Annotated in this window: 13 protein-coding genes and 2 pseudogenes; 13 read left to right on the top strand and 2 right to left on the bottom strand. The window is 74.2% G+C overall.

All coding sequences use genetic code 11. The annotated features are described in order from the left end of the window. The first annotated feature begins 209 nt into the window (after positions 1-209). The 10 genes and pseudogenes from UG55_RS02540 to murC (UG55_RS02505) all read left to right on the top strand — a co-directional run bounded on the left by UG55_RS02540 (position 210) and on the right by murC (UG55_RS02505) (position 11968). The gene (locus UG55_RS02540) at positions 210-1928 is read left to right on the top strand and encodes a penicillin-binding protein 2 (protein WP_396230779.1); all 1719 of its coding nucleotides are present in this window, start codon (positions 210-212) and stop codon (positions 1926-1928) included. 126 nt (positions 1929-2054) lie between these two features. Further along, positions 2055-3587: a UDP-N-acetylmuramoyl-L-alanyl-D-glutamate--2,6-diaminopimelate ligase gene (locus tag UG55_RS02535; protein ID WP_066062153.1), complete on the top strand. Its 1533-nt coding sequence runs from the start codon at positions 2055-2057 to the stop codon at positions 3585-3587. After that, a complete protein-coding gene (gene murF, locus UG55_RS02530) occupies positions 3584-5071 on the top strand; it encodes a UDP-N-acetylmuramoyl-tripeptide--D-alanyl-D-alanine ligase (protein ID WP_066062646.1) in 1488 nt (495 codons plus the stop codon). The genes UG55_RS02535 and murF overlap by 4 nt, the downstream gene beginning before the upstream one ends. A gap of 7 nt (positions 5072-5078) precedes the next feature. After that, complete coding sequence (gene mraY / locus UG55_RS02525) at positions 5079-6146, top strand: phospho-N-acetylmuramoyl-pentapeptide-transferase (protein ID WP_066062150.1); 1068 nt, start codon at positions 5079-5081, stop codon at positions 6144-6146. Positions 6147-6247: 101 nt separating this feature from the next. Beyond that, positions 6248-7807 carry a UDP-N-acetylmuramoyl-L-alanine--D-glutamate ligase gene (gene murD, locus UG55_RS02520; protein ID WP_066062643.1) on the top strand — a complete coding sequence of 520 codons (1560 nt, stop codon included), beginning with the start codon at positions 6248-6250 and terminating at the stop codon, positions 7805-7807. A gap of 57 nt (positions 7808-7864) precedes the next feature. Further along, positions 7865-8213, top strand: a pseudogene (locus UG55_RS31460) (putative lipid II flippase FtsW); the annotation flags it as partial. A 1-nt stretch (position 8214) separates the two neighbouring features. After that, positions 8215-8339 (top strand): annotated as a pseudogene (locus tag UG55_RS31455) (hypothetical protein); the annotation flags it as partial. Position 8340: 1 nt separating this feature from the next. Further along, positions 8341-9250, top strand: a 910-nt coding sequence (locus UG55_RS02515) for an FtsW/RodA/SpoVE family cell cycle protein (RefSeq protein WP_242423623.1), incomplete at its 5' end; no start/stop codon positions are given. Between the two features lie 91 nt (positions 9251-9341). Further along, positions 9342-10472, top strand: coding sequence for an undecaprenyldiphospho-muramoylpentapeptide beta-N-acetylglucosaminyltransferase (gene murG / locus UG55_RS02510; protein WP_066062640.1), 1131 nt, complete (start codon positions 9342-9344; stop codon positions 10470-10472). A gap of 11 nt (positions 10473-10483) precedes the next feature. Continuing rightward, positions 10484-11968: a UDP-N-acetylmuramate--L-alanine ligase gene (gene murC / locus UG55_RS02505; RefSeq protein ID WP_066062144.1), complete on the top strand. Its 1485-nt coding sequence runs from the start codon at positions 10484-10486 to the stop codon at positions 11966-11968. Positions 11969-12093: 125 nt separating this feature from the next. On the opposite strand, the gene UG55_RS02500 is transcribed toward murC (UG55_RS02505), so the two are convergent. Continuing rightward, on the bottom strand, positions 12094-12543 hold the full coding sequence (locus UG55_RS02500; protein WP_066062141.1) for a nitroreductase family deazaflavin-dependent oxidoreductase: 450 nt from the start codon (positions 12541-12543) through the stop codon (positions 12094-12096). Between the two features lie 111 nt (positions 12544-12654). After that, positions 12655-14415, bottom strand: coding sequence for a UDP-N-acetylmuramate--L-alanine ligase (gene murC / locus UG55_RS02495; protein WP_083986321.1), 1761 nt, complete (start codon positions 14413-14415; stop codon positions 12655-12657). A 304-nt stretch (positions 14416-14719) separates the two neighbouring features. Between murC (UG55_RS02495) and ftsZ the strand changes: the two genes are divergently transcribed. The 3 genes from ftsZ to UG55_RS02480 are packed head-to-tail and all read left to right on the top strand — an operon-like array spanning position 14720 to position 17994. Next, the gene (ftsZ, locus tag UG55_RS02490; protein WP_066062139.1) at positions 14720-16306 is read left to right on the top strand and encodes a cell division protein FtsZ; all 1587 of its coding nucleotides are present in this window, start codon (positions 14720-14722) and stop codon (positions 16304-16306) included. Positions 16307-16312: 6 nt separating this feature from the next. Next, positions 16313-16996, top strand: coding sequence for a peptidoglycan editing factor PgeF (gene pgeF, locus UG55_RS02485; protein ID WP_083986320.1), 684 nt, complete (start codon positions 16313-16315; stop codon positions 16994-16996). Next, a complete protein-coding gene (locus UG55_RS02480) occupies positions 16993-17994 on the top strand; it encodes a YggS family pyridoxal phosphate enzyme (RefSeq protein WP_066062634.1) in 1002 nt (333 codons plus the stop codon). The genes pgeF and UG55_RS02480 overlap by 4 nt, the downstream gene beginning before the upstream one ends. Positions 17995-17996: the final 2 nt, after the last annotated feature.

The following is a 17996-nucleotide window of genomic DNA, read 5'->3' as shown; positions in this document are numbered from 1 at the left end:
AGCGGGACGAGCGGGACGGGTACATCTCCTCCACCGAACCGGCCGTCCGCCGATCGGGGTCGACTCGACGGCAACCTGGTCACCGCCCACGGCCGCGGCCCGGCGGGCCGGCCCGTGGCCGCCCGGTGCCCGGGCGGCGAGGACTGGGAGGAACGCCACCACGGCCGCCGAGGCCCTTCGCGCTCGCCAGTCCGCGCCGCCGGATCCGGGTGGCCATCGTCCTGATGATCGCCACGCTGGTGGTACTCGCCGGTCGGCTCGCGCAGTTGCAGGGCTTCGCCTCGTCGAACTACGCCGAGCAGGCACATGACCAGCTACGGCGCAAGTCCGTGCTGCCGGCCGACCGCGGGATGATCATCGACCGGCACGGCGACCGCCTGGCCAAGGACGTGGAGAACCGGGCGGTCTACGTAGACCCGCTGTTGATGGTGTCGGACGCCCAGGTCACCGCGGCGGCCCGCAGCCTCGCCCCGATCCTCGGCCGGTCCGAGAACGAGCTGCGGAAGCTCATGACGCCCAAGGATCCCCAGGTGCGCTTCGTGTACCTCGGCCGTGGCCTCGACAAGGCGGTCGGTGACGAGGTGGACAAGCTGGACCTGACCGGCATCGGGGTCCTGGAGGAACGGGGGCGGTGGTATCCGAAGCTGACGCTCGGCGCCAACTTCGTGGGCTTCACCACTCGGGACAGGGAGGACAACCTCAAGGGCAGCGGCGGGCTGGAATTCGCCTACGACAGCGTGCTGCGCGGCACGGACGGCCGCCGGCAGATCGAGGCCGACCCGTCCGGGCGGGAGATCCCTTCGGCGCAGAGCATGGAGAAGGAGCCGATCGACGGCTCCACGCTCCGCCTGACCATCGACAACGACGTGCAGTGGCAGGCGCAGATCGAGATCGCGGAGGCGGTGCGGGCGTCCGAGGCGGACGGCGGGACCATCGTGGTGATGAAGCCGAAGACGGGCGAGCTGCTGGCGATGGCCGACGCGCCCCAGTTCGACCCGAACAACATCACCGACCGTGATCAGGACGCGATCGGGAACCGCTCCACCGGCCAGGCCTTCGAGCCCGGCAGCGTGAACAAGGTCATCACGATGGCCGCGGCACTCGACCGGAACCTGATCGACGCCATGACGCCGATCACGGTCCCGTCGTCGATCGAGCGGGGCGGCGTGACGATCAACGACTCGGAGCCGCACGGGATCGAGCAGCTCACCGCGGCCGGTGTGCTGGCACGTTCCAGCAACATCGGCACCGTGCTCGTGGCGGAGAAGGTCGGGAACAGCACGCTGGAGGAGATGATGCGCGCGTTCGGGCTCGGCCAGGTCACCGAGCTCGACTTCCCCGGGGAGAGTGCGGGTATCCTGCCGCCGGCCTCGCAGTGGTCGGGCAGCCAGGCGGCGACCATCGCCTACGGCCAGGGCACGTCGGCGACGGCGGTGCAGATGGCCTCGGTGTACGCGACCGTGGCGAACGGTGGCATGCGGGTGGCGCCGCGCCTGGTGGACGCGATCATCCGGCCGGACGGGGTCGTCGAGGAGACCGCGCGCGCACCCGAGCGCCGGGTCATCTCGCCGGAGACGGCCACGACCCTCACCCGGATGCTCGAGGCCGTGGCGACCGACGAGGGCACCGCGCCCCTGGCCGAGGTCGCCGGGTACCGGGTGGCAGGCAAGACCGGCACCGCGAAGCGGTACGACGCGGTCAGCGGGCGCTACGACGGGTACATCTCGTCCTTCATCGGCTTCGCCCCGGCGGACGACCCCCAGGTCGTCGTGGAGGTCGTGCTCGACCACCCGCAGAAGGGCGGGTACTACGGCGGGCAGATCGCCGCGCCGGTCTTCGCCAAGGTGATGAGCTTCGCCCTCACTTCCCTGGGCGTGCCTCCGCCGGGGACGCAGCCGGAGCGGCTGATCCTCAGCCTGGACCCGTAGCACCGTGCCAGCCAGCGCCCGGTCCCGCCCCGGGTGTCCGGAAACGGTCAGGCCGGGTCGGTGGACCACCGGCGTCCACGACGCCCGTGCGGATCCTCCGAGCCGCCGCCCACTAAGGTCGTCTCCGTGACCACCCCGGCACTACGTCCGGCGGCGCCGTCAGCGCGGCAGCTCACCGCTCTGCCTGACGTCCTGCGCCCCGCTGACGTCACGTTCGATCCCGCCGCGCCGGCGCCCGCCGGCGTGCTGCTCACCGGCGTCACCCACGACTCCCGCGCGGTGCGGGCCGGCGACCTGTACGCGGCTCTGCCCGGTGCCAACGCGCACGGTGCGGACTTCGCCGTGGCCGCCGTGGAGGCAGGCGCCGTGGCGGTGCTCACCGACCCGGCGGGGGCGGCCCGGCTCGCCGGGCGGCTCTCGGTGCCGGTGCTCGCGACGGACGACCCTCGCCGCGACCTGGCCCCGACCGCCGCCTGGCTCTACGGCCACCCGTCGGACTCGCTGGTTCTGCTGGGCGTCACCGGGACGAACGGCAAGACCACCACGGCGTTCCTGCTGGAAGCGGGCCTGCGCGCCGCCGGCCACACCACCGGCCTGCTCGGGACGGTGCAGACCCGCGTCGCCGGTACCAGCGTCCCGTCGGTGCGGACCACACCGGAGTCGGGTGACCTGCAGGCCCTGCTCGCGGTGATGGTCGAGCGCGGGGCGACCGCCGCGGCCATGGAGGTCTCCAGCCACGCGCTGGCCCAGCACCGGGTCGACGCCCTGCGGTTCGCCGGCGCGGCGTTCACCAATCTCAGCCAGGACCATCTCGACTTCCATCCGACGATGGAGGACTACTTCGCGGCCAAGGCGGCTCTGTTCGAACCCGAACGCACCGGCGCCGCGGTGGTCTGCGTCGACGACGAGTGGGGCCGCCGGCTCGCGCGGCTGCGGCCGGACGCGCTCACCTACTCGACCACGGGCGGTGACGGCGACTGGTGGCCCCGGGACGTCGTCGCCGGACCGGCCGGGACGGTCTTCCGGGCGCTCGGCCCGGACGGCGCGAAGGCGGACGTCTCGGTCGCCCTGCCGGGCCGGTTCAACGTGGCGAACGCGCTGGGGGCGCTTGCCCTGCTGGCCGCGGTGGGCGTCCCGCTGGAGGCGGCCGCCGCGGGGATCTCCTCGCTGTCCGGGGTCCCGGGCCGGATGGAGCGGGTGGACGCGGGCCAGCCGTTCCTCGCCGTCGTCGACTTCGCGCACACGCCCGACGCGGTGGTCACCCTGCTGGAGGCGGTGCGCTCGCTGGTGCCGGGGCGGGTCATCGTCGTCCTCGGCTGCGGCGGCGACCGTGATCGCGCCAAGCGGCCGCTGATGGGTGCGGCCGCCGCCCGGCTCGCGGACCTCGCGGTCTTCACGAACGACAACCCGCGGTCGGAGGACCCCGCGCTGATCCTCGACCAGATCGTCACCGGCGCGCGCGGGGCCGCCGGCCCCGGGCGGTTCGTCGTCGAGCCCGACCGGGCGTCCGCCATCGCGACGGCGGTCGCCGCCGCCGGGCCCGCCGATGCCGTCGTCGTGGCCGGCAAGGGGCACGAGACCGGGCAGAACGTCGCCGGTGTGATCACGCCGTTCGACGACCGCGAGGTGTTGTGCGCGGCGTTGCGGGCGGCCCTGTGATCGCGTTGAGCCTGGCCGAGGTGGCGGCGGCGACCCGCGGCCGGCTGGCCGACTGCACGGGCACGGACCCGGCGGCCCTGGTCACCTCGGTGGTGATCGACTCCCGGCAGGCCGCCCCGGGAGCGCTGTTCGTGGCGCTGCCCGGGGAACGGGCCGACGGTCATGACTTCGCGGCCACGGCCGTCGGCGCCGGCGCGGTGGCCGTGCTGGCCGCCCGCCCGGTGGGCGTGCCCGCAGTGATCGTCACCGATCCCGCGGTGGGCCTGGCGGCACTGGCCGCGAGCGCCCGCGACCGCTGGGCGGCCACGGTCGTCGGCGTGACGGGCTCGGCGGGCAAGACCACCACGAAGGACCTGCTGGCGGACCTGCTCAGCGGGCTCGGGCCGACGGTCGCCGCGCACGGTTCGTTCAACAACGAGATCGGTCTCCCGCTGACCATGCTCCGCGCCGAGCCCGACACCCGTTTCGTGGTGCTGGAGATGGGCGCGCGCGGCATCGGGCACATCGCGGCGCTGTGCGCGTTGGCCCGCCCGCATGTCGGGCTGGTGCTCAACGTCGGCTCGGCGCATGTCGGCGAGTACGCGAACGGCCGGCGGGGCATCGCCACGGCCAAGGGCGAGCTGGCCGAGGCCGCCAGTGACCTGGTCGTGCTCAACGCGGACGATCCGTTGGTGGCGTCGATGGCGACGCGCGCGAAGGCGGAGGTGGTGACGTTCGGCTCCCGCGAGGCGGCGGCGGTGCGCGCCGAGGCGATCGAGGTGGACGGTACCGGGCGGGCCGCGTTCGACCTGCTGGCGGCCGGCGAGCGGCACCGGCTGCGGCTGGGGCTCGTCGGCGGCCACCAGGTCGCCAACGCACTGGGCGCGGCGGCGGTGGCGATCGGTCTCGGTCTCGCGCCGGCCGACGCCGCCGCGGCGCTGGAGCGGGCCCGCCCGCGCAGCCGCTGGCGCATGGAGGTCACCACCAGCCCGGGTGGTGTGGTGGTGCTCAACGACGCCTACAACGCGAACCCCGAGTCGATGCGGGCCGCGCTGGCGGCGTTGCTGGATATCCGGGGTGAAGGCCGGGCGTGGGCGGTGCTGGGGCCGATGGGCGAGCTCGGCGGGGAGGCCGAGGAGGCCCATCAGGCGCTCGGGCGGCTCGTCGCCGAGCTCGGTGTGCCGCGGCTGGTCGCGGTCGGTGACGGTGCCCGGGGGGTCCACGAGGCCGCCGGTGCGGCCACCGGCTGGGAAGGCGAGTCGATCTGGGTTCCCGGCGTGGACGAAGCTCTGACGTACCTGGCCGGGCGGGTCCGCCCGGGCGATGTGGTGTTGGTGAAGGCGAGCCGGTCGTTCGGGCTCGAAAGGGTGGCCGCGGGTCTGGCCGCGGGTGGTGGTGCCGGCCGGTCAGGCCGGCGGGACGGCGCCGTGGGCGCCGGGATCGAGGGGACCGAGTACAGGTGGAACACGGTCGGACACTCCGGCGAGCCCGACACGCGCGGGTGACGTTCGCGTGAGAGGCGTTCTCATCGCCGCGCTGGTCGCGCTGGTGATCTCGTTGCTCGGGACCCCGTCGGTGATCCGTTTCTTCCGGCGGCAGGGCTACGGCCAGGAGATCCGCGAAGACGGGCCGTCAAGCCACCTGACCAAGCGGGGCACGCCCACCATGGGCGGTACGGTCATCATCGTGGCCACCCTGGCCGGGTACTTCATCGCGCATCTGGCCACCGGGATCGGCTTCACCGCCTCGGGCCTGCTGGTCCTGATGGTGATGACCGGCCTGGGCCTGGTGGGCTTCCTGGACGACTACATCAAGATCCGCAAGCAGCGCAGCCTCGGGCTCACCGCCCGTACCAAGTTCGCCGGTCAGGCCGCGGTCGCGCTGGCCTTCGGGCTGCTGGCGGTGCGGTTCAAGAACGACGCCGGCCTGCTGCCCGGCTCGACCTACATCTCGGTGGTGCGGGACACCGGGTTCACCGTCGGGCTGATCGGCTTCCCGCTGCTGGCCTGGATCATCATCGCCGCCACCTCGAACGCGGTGAACCTCACCGACGGTCTCGACGGTCTCGCGGCCGGCACCTCGGCGATGGTCTTCGGCGCCTATGTGGTCATCTCCTTCTGGCAGTTCGGCAACCTCTGCGAGCCGGGAGCGCTCACCCAGGGCTGCTACTACGTGCGGGACCCACTGGACGTGGCGCTGGTGGCCGCCGCCGCGATGGGCGCCTGTTTCGGCTTCCTGTGGTGGAACGCCAGCCCGGCGAAGATCTTCATGGGAGACACCGGCTCACTGGCGCTCGGTGGCGCCTTCGCCAGCATCGCCATCGTCAGCCGCACCGAGCTGCTGCTGTTCGTCCTGGGTGGCCTGTTCGTCATCGAGACTCTTTCGGTGATGATCCAGGTCGCCTTCTTCAAGGCGACGAGGCGGCGGGTGTTCAACATGGCGCCCATTCACCATCACTTCGAACTCGCCGAATGGCCCGAAACGACGGTGATCATCCGGTTCTGGATTGTTTCCGGGCTCGCTGTCGCGTTCGGCCTGGGACTGTTCTATGCCGAGTTCCTTTCCCACGGGGGCGGTTGACGATGAGTACGTCCGGATCGCGACGGGACGCCGGCGGGGGCACGGCCTTCGGGGGAGGTGCCGGCACCGGCGGTGATCCGGAGGGGGCCGCGGCCGCGGGGATGTCCGGTGTGCCGGACGCGTCCGACCTGTCGGGACGGTCGGTCGTGGTGGTCGGGGTGGGCGTCTCCGGCGCCGCCGCCGCGCAGGCGCTGGCGGCCCGCGGGGCCCGGGTGCTCGCCCTCGACGCGGCGGACGGCCCCGGCCAGCGCGCGGCGGCCGCGCGGCTCCGCGAGGCCGGGATCGAGGTGCGGCTCGCCGGCCTGCCCGCGGAGGTGGCGGGCGCCTCCCTGATCGTGACGTCACCCGGGGTGCTGCCGGGCACGCCGCTGCTGCGGGCGGCCGCCGCCGCCGGGGTGCCGGTGTGGGGCGAGGTGGAGCTCGCCTGGCGGTGGCGCGGGCTGTCCCGGTGGCTCGCCGTCACCGGAACCAACGGGAAGACCACGACCACCGAGATGCTCGGCGCGATGCTGCTGGCCGGTGGCCGGCGGGCCACCACGGCCGGCAACATCGGCACCCCGATCGTGACGGCGGTCGAGACCCGGCCGCCCTATGACGCCCTCGCGGTCGAGCTGTCGAGCTTCCAGCTCCACTACACCTCGACCGTGGCCCCGCGCGCCGCCGCGATCCTCAACGTCGCCCCGGATCATCTGGACTGGCATGGAGGCGCGTCCGCCTACGCCCAGGCCAAGGCACGGATCTGGGCGCATCCGCAGACGGTCGCGGTCGGCAACGCGGACGATCCCGCGAGCCTGGACCTGCTGTCGCGGGCCCCGGGCCCCCGGGTGACCTTCGGCCTGGACCCGGATGGTGACCCCCGGCCGGATCTGACCGTGGTCGACGGCTACCTGGTGGACCGGGCGTTCTCCGGCGGCCGGCTGATCGCGGTGGCCGAACTCGGCGCGGCCGGGCGGTCACCCGGCCGCGGAGGTGTAGACGACGGAGGTGTCGGCCGCGGAAGTGCCGGCGGCGGTGGTGTCGGCGGTGGAGGTGTCGGCGGCGGTGGCGCGAGGGCCGGTGCCGCGGTGGTGGGGTGGGGCGCGGCGCCGATCGCGGCCGGGTCCACCCCGCCGGCGGTCGGTGCCGATCTCGGGCCGCACAACCTCGCCAACGCGCTGGCGGCCGCGGCCCTCGCCCGCGCGGACGGGGTGGACCCGGCCGCGATCGGAGCCGCGCTCGCGATGTTCCGGCCCGGGGCCCACCGCAACGTGCCGGTCGGCCACCTCGCCGGCGTCCGCTACGTGGATGACAGCAAGGCGACCAACCCGCACGCGGCGGCGGCCTCGCTGCGCGCGTACCCATCGGTGGTATGGATCGCCGGCGGCCTGAACAAGGGCCTGCATTTCGACGATCTCGTGGTCACGGCCCGCCGGACCCTGCGCGCGGTGGTCCTGATGGGCCGGTGCGCGGATGAGATCGCGGCGGCTCTGGCCCGACACGCCCCCGATGTCCCCGTGGAACGCGCCGCCGGGATGGACGATGCGGTGGAGGCCGCCATGAAGCTCGCGGCACCGGGCGACACGGTGCTGCTCGCCCCCGCGGCGGCCTCGATGGACATGTTCCGTGACTACGCGGAGCGCGGCGACCTGTTCGCCGCGGCCGTGCGGGCACGGGGAGGCTGACGGCACCGGCGAACCCGTTCCACCGGCGGGCCGGGGAGTGGGAGGGTGAGCGGTCGCATGACCGGGGCACGGACAGGCGGACCAGCGAGTGTCGCGGCCGGATCCAGGCGCGCGGGCAACGCCGCCGTGCCCGGTGTCTCCGGCGTGCCCGACGCATCCGGAGTGCCCGATCCGTCCGGCGCGGAGGCGGACGGGCAGGGCTGGGCCGACGACTCCCGGATCCCGCTGCTCGACCGCCCGATGGCGTCGTACTACCTGCTGCTCTCGTCCGCCGGGCTGCTGCTGCTGCTCGGGCTGGTGATGGTGCTCTCCGCGTCCAGCGTGCGGTCGTTCCAGGACTTCGGCTCGTCCTACGTGCTGTTCCTGCGGCAGGCGACCTGGGCTGGTATCGGCCTCCCGCTGCTGANGATCGCCAGCCGTCTTCCGGTGCGGGTGTTCCGCGCGGCGGCGTACCCGCTGCTCGGGGTGACGGTCCTGCTGCTGCTCGCCGTGCTCGTGCCCGGTATCGGGCATGTCGAGAACGGTGCCCGGCNGTGGATCCCGATCGGCCCGTACACCCTGCAGCCGAGCGAGTTCGCGAAGATCTCGCTGCTGCTGTGGTGCTCGGACGTGCTCGTCCGCAAGCGCAGGCTGCTGGTGGACTGGAAGCACCTGATCATCCCGGTGGTGCCCGGTTTCCTGTTCGTCGACCTGCTGCTGATGCTCGAACCGGACCTGGGCGGCTCGATCTGCGTCACCGTCGTGCCGCTGGCGGTGCTCTGGGTGATCGGCACCCCGCTGCGGATCTACGCGAGCCTGCTGGGTGGCATGGTGGCCGCGGCGACCGTGCTGGCGGTCAGCGCGCCCTACCGGCTGGAGCGGCTGATGTCGTTCCGCGATCCGTTCGCCGACCCGAACAACACGGGGTTCCAGGCCGTCCAGGGCATCTACGCGCTGTCCTCGGGCGGCTGGTGGGGTGAGGGTCTCGGGGCGTCCACCGAGAAGTGGCCGGACCTGCTGCCCGCGGTGCACACCGACTTCATCCTGGCGATCATCGGCGAGGAGCTGGGCCTGCTGGGCAGCCTGGTGACGGTGTCGCTGTTCGGGGTGATGGGCTATGCCGGCCTGCGCATCGCGCACCGCAGCGACGACCTGTTCGTCCGGCTCGCCGCGGCCGGCGTGACCGCGTGGCTGATCGCGCAGGCGGTGGTGAACATGGGCGCTGTCGTCGGCCTGCTGCCGATCACCGGGGTGACCCTCCCGCTGGTGTCGTTCGGCGGGTCGGCGCTGCTGCCGACGATGGGTGCGCTCGGCATGCTGCTGGCCTTCGCCCGCTGCGAGCCGGACGCCGCCCGCTACCTCGCCGAGCGTGCCGAGGCCCGCCGAGCCAGCCGGGCGAACCGGGTCTGGCTGCGCCGGCGCCGGGCGGCGGAGCCTGCCGAGATCGTGCATGAGGCCGGCTGACCCGTCGCCCGCGCCGTCGCCGGTGCCGCGCCGACGCTCCCGGCCCACCTTGTTGCGTGTGGCCGGCGCCGATGTGGAATCGTCAGAGCCGATGTTGCGAAGTGTGCTGCTCGCCGGCGGCGGAACTGCCGGCCACGTGGAACCGGCCCTTGCGGTGGCGGACGCGCTGCGCGCGGCCAACCCCAGGGTCCGGGTGACTCTGCTCGGCACCGAGACCGGGCTGGAGGCGAAGCTCGTCCCGGCCCGCGGGTACGAGCTGGCGACCGTCCCGAAGGTGCCCATGCCCAGGCGGCCGACACCAGCGCTGCTGAGCGTGCCGCGCCGCTTGCTGTCCGCGGTCAGTGCCGCGCGCGCGGCAGCGCGGGATGTCCGCGCGGACGTCGTCGTCGGCTTCGGCGGGTATGTGGCGGTGCCGGCCTATCTGGCGGCCCGCCGGCTGCGGCTGCCGATCGTGGTGCATGAGGCCAACCCGCTGCCGGGCCTGGCCAACCGGGTCGGCGCGCGGCTCACCCCGTTCGTCGCCACCTCCTACCCGAGCACCCCGCTGCGCAACGCCACCCTGACCGGTATCCCGCTGCGCGCGGAGATCCTCACCCTGGACCGTTCGGCACCGGCGGCCCGCGCCGCCCGGGCCCGTTACGGCCTCGACCCCCACCGCGCGACGCTGTTGGTGTTCGGCGGGTCGCAGGGGGCCCGCTCGCTCAACACGGCGATCGTCGGCGCCGCGCGCGCCCTGACCGCCGCGGGCGTCCAGGTACTGCACGCCACCGGGCCGAAGAACCACGACGAGGTCGCCGCCGCCCTGCCGCCGGGTCTGCCCGCGCCGTACCGGGTGGTTCCCTACCTGGACCACATCCCCTCCGCGTACGCGGCGGCCGACCTGGTCCTGTGCCGCTCCGGCGCGATGACGTGCGCCGAGCTCGCCGCGGTCGGCCTGCCCGCGGTGTACGTCCCGCTGCCGCACGGCAACGGCGAGCAGCGGCGCAACGCGCTGCCGACGGTGGAGGCCGGCGGCGGGCTGCTGGTGGACGACGCCGAGCTGAGCTCCGAGTGGATCACCGCCAACCTGCTCGGCGTGCTGACGTCGCCGGAGTGGCTGGCGAAGATGTCCGCGGCCTGCGCGGGCACCGGGCATCCGCAGGCCGCGCACGCGATCGTCGAAATGATCAGACAGGCCGAGGCGACCCGGCGGCACGCGGGCCCCAGGCACGCGGCCGGCTGAGGGCTGGCGGCATGACGGCACGAGATCTTCCCGAGGGCTGGCGGCGGGTGCATCTCGTCGGTATCGGCGGGGTGGCCATGAGCGGCCTCGCCCGGCTGCTGGTCGCCAGGGGTGCGCTGGTGTCCGGCAGCGACGCGGTCGAGTCCCGCCGGCTCGCCCCGCTGCGGGCACTGGGCATCCCGGTCACGGTGGGCCGAGACCCGGCCGGCGCGGACGTCGGCCAGCGGCTCGACGGGGTCGACCTGGTCGTCGTGGCGCCGGCGGTGCGGCCAGACGACCCGGAGCTCGCCGAGGCCCGGCGGCGCGAGCTGCGGGTCCTGACCCGCTCCGCGGCGCTCGCCGGGCTCATGCAGGGGCACCGGGGGGTGGCGGTCGCCGGATCCCACGGCAAGACGACCGTGGCGATGATGCTCACCGCGGCCCTGCAGGCCTGCGGCGAGGACCTCACCTTCGCGGTCGGCGGCGATCCGGGCGAGGCGGGCTCGCACACCCACGCGGGCAGCTCCGACCTGATGGTCGTCGAGGCCGACGAGGACGGCGGTGCCTTCTGGCAGCTCCAGCCGCACGGCGCGGTGCTCACCGGGGTCGCGGCCGAGCATCTCGACTGGTACCGGACGACGCCCGCGCTGCACGCATCGTTCGCGACCTTCCTGAGCCGGGTCGACCCCGACGGCTTCCTGGTCGCCTGCGTCGACGACGAGGCCGGCTGGGCGCTGGCCACGGCGGCCGCCCGCTCCCGCCCCACCCGGACTGGCCCGGGCGGGGGGTCCGGCGGCGGCCCGGGCGGGCGCTCGCCCTGGCTGACCGGCTACGGCTTCGGCCCGGCGGCGGATGTGCGGATCGTCGCGGCGGAGACCTCGCCCGCGGGTACCAGCGCACAGATCGTCGTCCGCGGGGTCCGGCTCGGCCGGCTGTCCCTGCGGGTGCCCGGCCGTCACCACCTGCTGGACGCCACGGCCGCGCTGGCCACCGGTCTCGCCCTCGGCGCCGCCGCCGACGGCCTGCTGACCGGCCTGGCCTCCTTCGCGGGGGTGCGCCGCCGGTTCGAGCCGGTGGGTTCGGCCGGCGGGGTCCGGGTGGTCGACGACTACGCCAACCACCCGGACCGCGTCGCCGCGGCGATCGCCACCGCGCGGGAACAGGCCGGTGGCGGCCGGGTCGTCGTCGCCTTCCAGCCGCATCTGTACAGCCGCACGGCGCTGCTCGCCGAACAGCTCGGCGCCGCGATTCGGTCCGCCGACGTGGTGGTCGTGATGGACGTCTACGGGGGCGCCGAGCCGCCGGAGCCGGGAGCCGGGGGAGCGCGGGTCGCGGCGGCGGCCCGTGGCGGGCACGCCCAGGTCGTCTACGAGCCGTCCTGGTCGGCGGTACCCGGTCTGCTGATGGACCGGGCCCGTCCGGGGGACCTCGTCCTCACCCTCGGCGCGGGCGACGTGACGCAGATCGGCCCCGAGCTGCTGCGCCTGCTGGCCCCCAGCCCAGCCGCTCGGGAGTAGTCCGGCGGCCACCCGGTCGGCTGTCCCGCGGTCCGGCTGCCATGTCGGTGCGTCGGGACGTCGGGACGTCGGAGTGTCGGCGCCCCTGACGTCGGGGAGTGCGGCGAGGGCCGGGCGCGGGCCGCTCAGCGCACCGGGACCAGCACCACGACGGGGATCTCGCGGGTGGTCTGGTCCTGATGGGTGCGCAGCCCCGGCATGCCCTCGACCAGCGCCGTGTACAGCCGTTCACGTTCCGCTCCGGTGGCGGTGGACGCCTGGGCGTCGAACCGCTCGGCGCCGAGCTCCACGGTGACCTTCGGCTGCGCCAGCAGGTTGCGGTACCACTGCGGGTGGGCGGCGGCGGCCATGTTCGAGGCGTAGACGACCAGCCGCTGATCCTCGTCCGTCACATAGCCGAGCGGCGTGGTGTGCGGCTGGCCGGTGCGCTCGCCGATGGTGGTGAGCAGCAGGAGCCGCGAGCCGGCCAGGGTCTTCTCCAGCTTGCCGCCCGTGGCCCGGTACTCGGTGATCACAGCCTGGTTGACCACCCTGAAGTCGAATCCACGACTGTGCGCGTCCCGCGTCTCGGTCATCCTCGGTCCTCACCCTCGCCGTTGGGGGCCGGTGGGCGGGTGCACGGGCCACTCACCGGCGAACGTCACGCGGCGCAGTCAACCATTCACGCAGGGGGCTGCTCTACAGGGTCACGAAGTCGGGCCGGTCGCGTCCTGGGTGTCTGTCCCGTTGTCACCGGAAAGGCGGGTTCCGGCGCCGTGGGCGATCTGGTCGACGAGGCGCGGGCCCACGGTGGTGATCGTGCCCGCCCCGAGGGTGAGGAGCAGCACTCCCCGAACCCCCCGGGCCGCGGCCGCGTCGAGGTCGGCGACGAGGCGGTCGGTCAGGTCCGGCCACCCCACGTACGCGGTGTCGGCCGGCTGGTCGATCTTCGCGGCCAGGTCGGCCGCGTGCAGGCCGAGGTCGTCGGTCTCGCGCGCCGCGTAGATGTCGGTCACGTAGACCCGGTCGGCATCGCCGAAGGCGGTCGCGAAGTCGTCGAGCAGCGCGGCGAGCCGGCTGAACGTGTGGGGCTGGCTGACGGCCCAGACCGGCCGCCCCGCCGCGCGGTCACGGGCCGCCCGCAGCGTGGCGCGGATCTCGGTGGGGTGGTGGGCGTAGTCGTCGACGATCTCGACGGTCGCGCCACCCGGCGTGGTCACCCGCCCGACGGTGTCGAAACGCCGGGCGGCCCCCGCGTAGGTGGCCAGGGCCGCGAGGGCGGTCCCGGGTGACACCCCCAGCTCCACCGCGGTGGCGAGCGCGGCGAGGGCGTTCAGGGCGACATGCGGGCCGGGGAGCGCCAGCGACAGCTCGCCGACAGGCTGACCGGCCCGCAGCACCGTCGACCGGGAGCCACCGCCGGGCCGGGGGGCGTAGTCGACCGCCCGCCAGGTCCGGCCCGCGGCGAAGCCGTAGTCGATCCGTCGTGCCGGGGCCGCCGCGGCGCCGGGCTGGCCGGGCCTGTCCTGGCCGGGCACGTCCCGGCCGGGAGTGTTCTGACCGGGCAGGTCCTGGCCGGGGACATCCGCGGTGGGCCGGCGCCGGTCGAGCCGGTCGAGCACGGCGCCGATGCCGGGATGGTCACCGCAGACCACGAGCCGGCCGCCCGGGCGGACCCGGGCCGCGAAGTCGGTGAAGACGGCCTGCACCGACGCCTCGTCCGGGAAGAGGTCCGGGTGCTCCCACTCGACGTTGGTGATCACGGCGATCTCCGGGTCCAGCCCGGCGAACGCGCCGCCGTACTCGTCGGCCTCCAGCACGAACACGTCGCCCGAGCCGGCGAGGGCGCTGCCCCCCAGCTGGGCCACCTCGGCGCCGATGACGGCGGTCGGGTCCAGCCCGGCGGCCCGCAGCACCAGGGTGAGCATGGCGGCCGTCGTGGTCTTGCCGTGGGAGCCGGCGACCGCGACCAGCCGGTAGGCGGCGGTCAGCTCCGGAAGCCAGTCGGAGCGCCGCCGGACGGGGATGCCCAGCGCGCGGGCGGCGAGGACCTCCGGGTGGTCGTCACGCAGCGCGCTCGACGCCACGACGACCTCGGCCCCGCGCAGCTCCGCGGCGAGCGCCGCGGCGTCGGCGGCAGGTCCGACCCGGACCGGCACTCCAAGCGCCCGCAGCATGGCGACCCGGGGCGAGTCCTCCTGGTCGCTGCCGGAGGCCTGGCCGCCGCCGGCCAGGTGGATCTGGGCCAGCGGTGAGAGGCCGGAGCCACCGATGCCGAGGAAGTGCACCCGTCGGGGCCGGCCGGTGCCCGCGAGGTGGTCGGCGCCCGCGGGTTGGCCGGTTCGGGCGGCCTGGTCGGCTCCGGTGGCTCGTTCGGGCCGCCCGGCCGCGGGCGCGCTCGGCGCCGGCCCGGTCGCCGGCGCGGCCGGAATGTCCGTCGGGAGATCCGTGGATTTCTGACCGGTCACGCCACGCAGTACACACCACCGGGCCGGTCCTCGGCGAAGGCGCCCGGGCGGGTGCGGGGCGGTGTGACGAAGGGGACGTGAATCCCATTCGTGTGACGCGCCGACAGCTTCCTTGACCACTGCCGAAGCCGTGCCTACTGTCCGATCCACAGTCGGAAGTTGACATAACTGTAACCGTCTAGCTGACGGTGAAGGTTGAGGCTGCTCGGCTGCTTCCCCGCTCCATTCGGTCTCCAAGGCCGCGGGCTCGGAGCCGGGGAGCCCCCTGCCTGCCCACCCGACGCCGCTGGAGGACCGACACCGAATGGCAGCCCCCCAGAACTATCTCGCGGTCATCAAGGTCGTCGGGATAGGCGGAGGCGGCGTGAACGCCGTCAACCGAATGATCGAAGTCGGGCTCAAGGGTGTCGAGTTCATCGCCATCAACACCGACGCCCAGGCGCTGTTGATGAGCGATGCCGACGTCAAGCTCGATGTCGGCCGTGAACTCACCCGTGGCCTGGGTGCCGGTGCCGACCCCGAGGTGGGTCGGCAGGCCGCCGAGGACCATCGCGAGGAGATCGAGGAGGTCCTCAAGGGGGCCGACATGGTCTTCGTCACGGCTGGCGAGGGCGGCGGCACCGGTACCGGTGGCGCGCCCGTGGTCGCCAACGTCGCCCGTTCGCTGGGCGCGCTGACGATCGGTGTGGTGACCCGGCCGTTCACCTTCGAGGGACGTCGCCGAGCCACCCAGGCGGACACGGGTATCGACACTCTGCGCAACGAGGTCGACACTCTTATCGTCATCCCGAACGACCGCCTGCTCGCGATGACCGACCGTGACATCAGCGTGCTGGACGCCTTCCGCAGCGCCGACCAGGTGCTGCTCTCGGGTGTCCAGGGCATCACCGACCTGATCACCACCCCCGGTCTGATCAACCTCGACTTCGCCGACGTAAAGACCGTCATGTCCCACGCGGGCAGCGCGCTCATGGGTATCGGGCGTGCGCGGGGAGACGACCGGGCGACCGTGGCGGCCGAGCAGGCCATCGCCTCGCCCCTGCTCGAGGCCAGCATGGACGGCGCCCAGGGCGTGCTGCTGAACATCTCCGGCGGGTCCGACCTCGGCCTGTTCGAGATCAATGCGGCGGCGGAGCTGGTGGCCGACGCGGCGCATCCCGAGGCCAACATCATCTTCGGTGCGGTGATCGACGACGCGCTGGGAGACGAGGTCCGGGTCACCGTGATCGCCGCGGGGTTCGACACCGTCCAGGACCGGCGCACCCGGACGCTGGCCACCCAGCGGCGTCCCGCCGGTCCGGGAGGCGCCGCGCCTGCCGGCGGGCCGCAGCAGCCGGCCGCCGGGCAGCCGAACCCGCCGCAGAACTCGGCGGCGGCCCCGGGGACCACGGTGCTGCCGCCCATCCCCAGCACGCCCGTCCCGCCGCGGCCGGCCCCGGCCCACTCGGCCTACCTGCCGCCGCCGAACCCGCTGGGCGGGTCGTCCGCCGGTCAGTACGTGCCGGAGCCGTTGCCCGAGGAACGGTCGGCCGTCCCGGCCGGCGCCGCCGGGCAGGCCAGTGCCGGCGGCGAGCAGCGGCCCGCCGGGGCTCCGCCCCGCCGGGACTACTCGGAGGCCGGTGCCGAGTCCGGCTTCGGCCGGCCGGCGGCTCCGGTCGGCGGGCCGGCGGCGGCGCCGTCGCACCCGGGCGCGGCACCGGGCGGGCAGCCCCGGCAGGGGTTCACGCACGGCGCTCCCCCCGCGGGGGGAGCCGGCGGGCAGGATGCCGCGGCCGCGGGGCAGCGTCCGGAGGCGGCCCGGTCGGGCCCGCGCCCGACCTACCCGCAGCGTCGACCGGTCCGGCCGATCGCCGAGGACGACGAGCTGGATGTCCCGGACTTCCTGAAGTAGCCGGCGATGCCCGTTCTGGTTACTTCGCGTGACGGGGGGGTGAGTGCTCCGCCCTACGCGGGGCTCAACCTGGGCGATCATGTCGGTGACGATCCGGGATCCGTCGCGGCGAACCGGAAGCTGCTGGTGTCGCGAATCGGACACCCGGTCCAGTTCATGCGGCAGGTGCATGGCGCGCGGGTGTGCGTGGTGCGTGAAGCGGGCCCGCCGCCCGAGGCCGACGCCCTGGTCACGGATGTGCCCGGCCTCGCGCTCGCCGTTCTGGTCGCCGACTGCGTGCCGGTGATGTTCGAGGCGCCGGGCGCCGTCGGCGTGGCCCACGCTGGCCGCCAGGGGATGGCGGCCGGCGTGCTGGCGGCCACGCTGGCGGCCCTCGACGAGTTCGGCGTCGATCGTGCCGCGCTCCGGGTCACGCTGGGACCGGCGATCTGCGGGCGGTGCTACGAGGTGCCGGCCGCGATGCGCGCCGAGGTCGACCGGCTCGTTCCCGGGAGCGCGGCGACGACCCGGGCGGGCGCCCCGTCGCTCGACCTGCGGGCCGGGCTGGTCGGGCAGCTGGCGGCCGCGGGGGTGGGCCCGGTGGTGGTGTCCGACTCTTGCAGCGCGGAATCCGCGGACCTTTACTCCTACCGCCGAGACGGCAGGACCGGGCGGTTCGCCGGTGTCGCCTGGCTGGAACCGTGCCGGTGACCGCGCTGGATCCGCGGCGGGCGGAGGGTCTGCGAGCGCGTCTGACCGTGGTCAGGGACAGGATCGCGGCCGCCGCGGGAGCGGCTGGGCGGGATCCGGGCGAGCTGACCCTCATCGCGGTGAGCAAGACCTGGCCGTTCGAGGACGTGGTCGCGCTGTGTTCTCTTGGTGTCCGACATTTTGCGGAGAACCGCGAGCAGGAGGCCGGGCCGAAGGTCGAGGCGGTGCGCCGGGCACTGGCCGCGGCCGGAGCGGGTGCGGCCGGAGCGGGGGCGGCCGAGGGACCGGCGACCGGGGTGTCGCCGGCGCGCGGCGCGGTCGGCGACGAGGTGGCTCCTCCGGGCGACGGGGTCCGCCGACCGGGCCCGTCGGGCCATACGCCGGTGGCATGGTTTCCGTCACGTGCCGACGGGCTGGCGACCCTCGGGTCGACCACCGGAACGAATGTGCCGGTCTGGCATTACGTCGGCCAGCTCCAGCGCAACAAGGCCCGTTCCGTGGCCGGGTGGGCGCACTGCGTGCAGTCGGTGGACAGAGCGCGACTGGTGGAAAGCCTTTCCCGGGTAGTCACGGAAAGTGGGTCGACTATCGCGGTTTGTATTCAGGTCAGCCTTGACCATGCGGGCGGGTCGGGCTCGCCGCGCGGGCCCCTGACCTGGAAATCCCTGCCCACCAGGGAAAACGGCGACCCCCCGGTGGCGGTGGGCGGGGCCCGCGGCGGAGTGCGGCCGGCGGAGGTCCTGGCCCTCGCGGAGCTTGTGGCGCGGGCCCCCGGCCTTGTTCTGGCCGGGGTGATGGCTGTCGCGCCCCGCGGGGAGCCGCCGCGGCCGGCATTCGCGCTGCTGCGGGAAGTATCCGAGCGACTCCGCTGCGAGTATCCGGCGGCGACGATGGTGAGTGCCGGGATGTCCGGTGATCTTGATGATGCGGTCGCTGAGGGCGCGACACACCTACGGATCGGCACCGCTTTGTTCGGTGAACGGCACGGTGTCCCTTAGAG

It is taken from the genome of Frankia sp. EI5c (assembly GCF_001636565.1).
In the GTDB taxonomy this organism is placed as follows: domain Bacteria; phylum Actinomycetota; class Actinomycetes; order Frankiales; family Frankiaceae; genus Parafrankia.
Note: the sequence above shows the minus strand (reverse complement) of the source record. Positions and strands in the feature narration are given on the sequence as shown.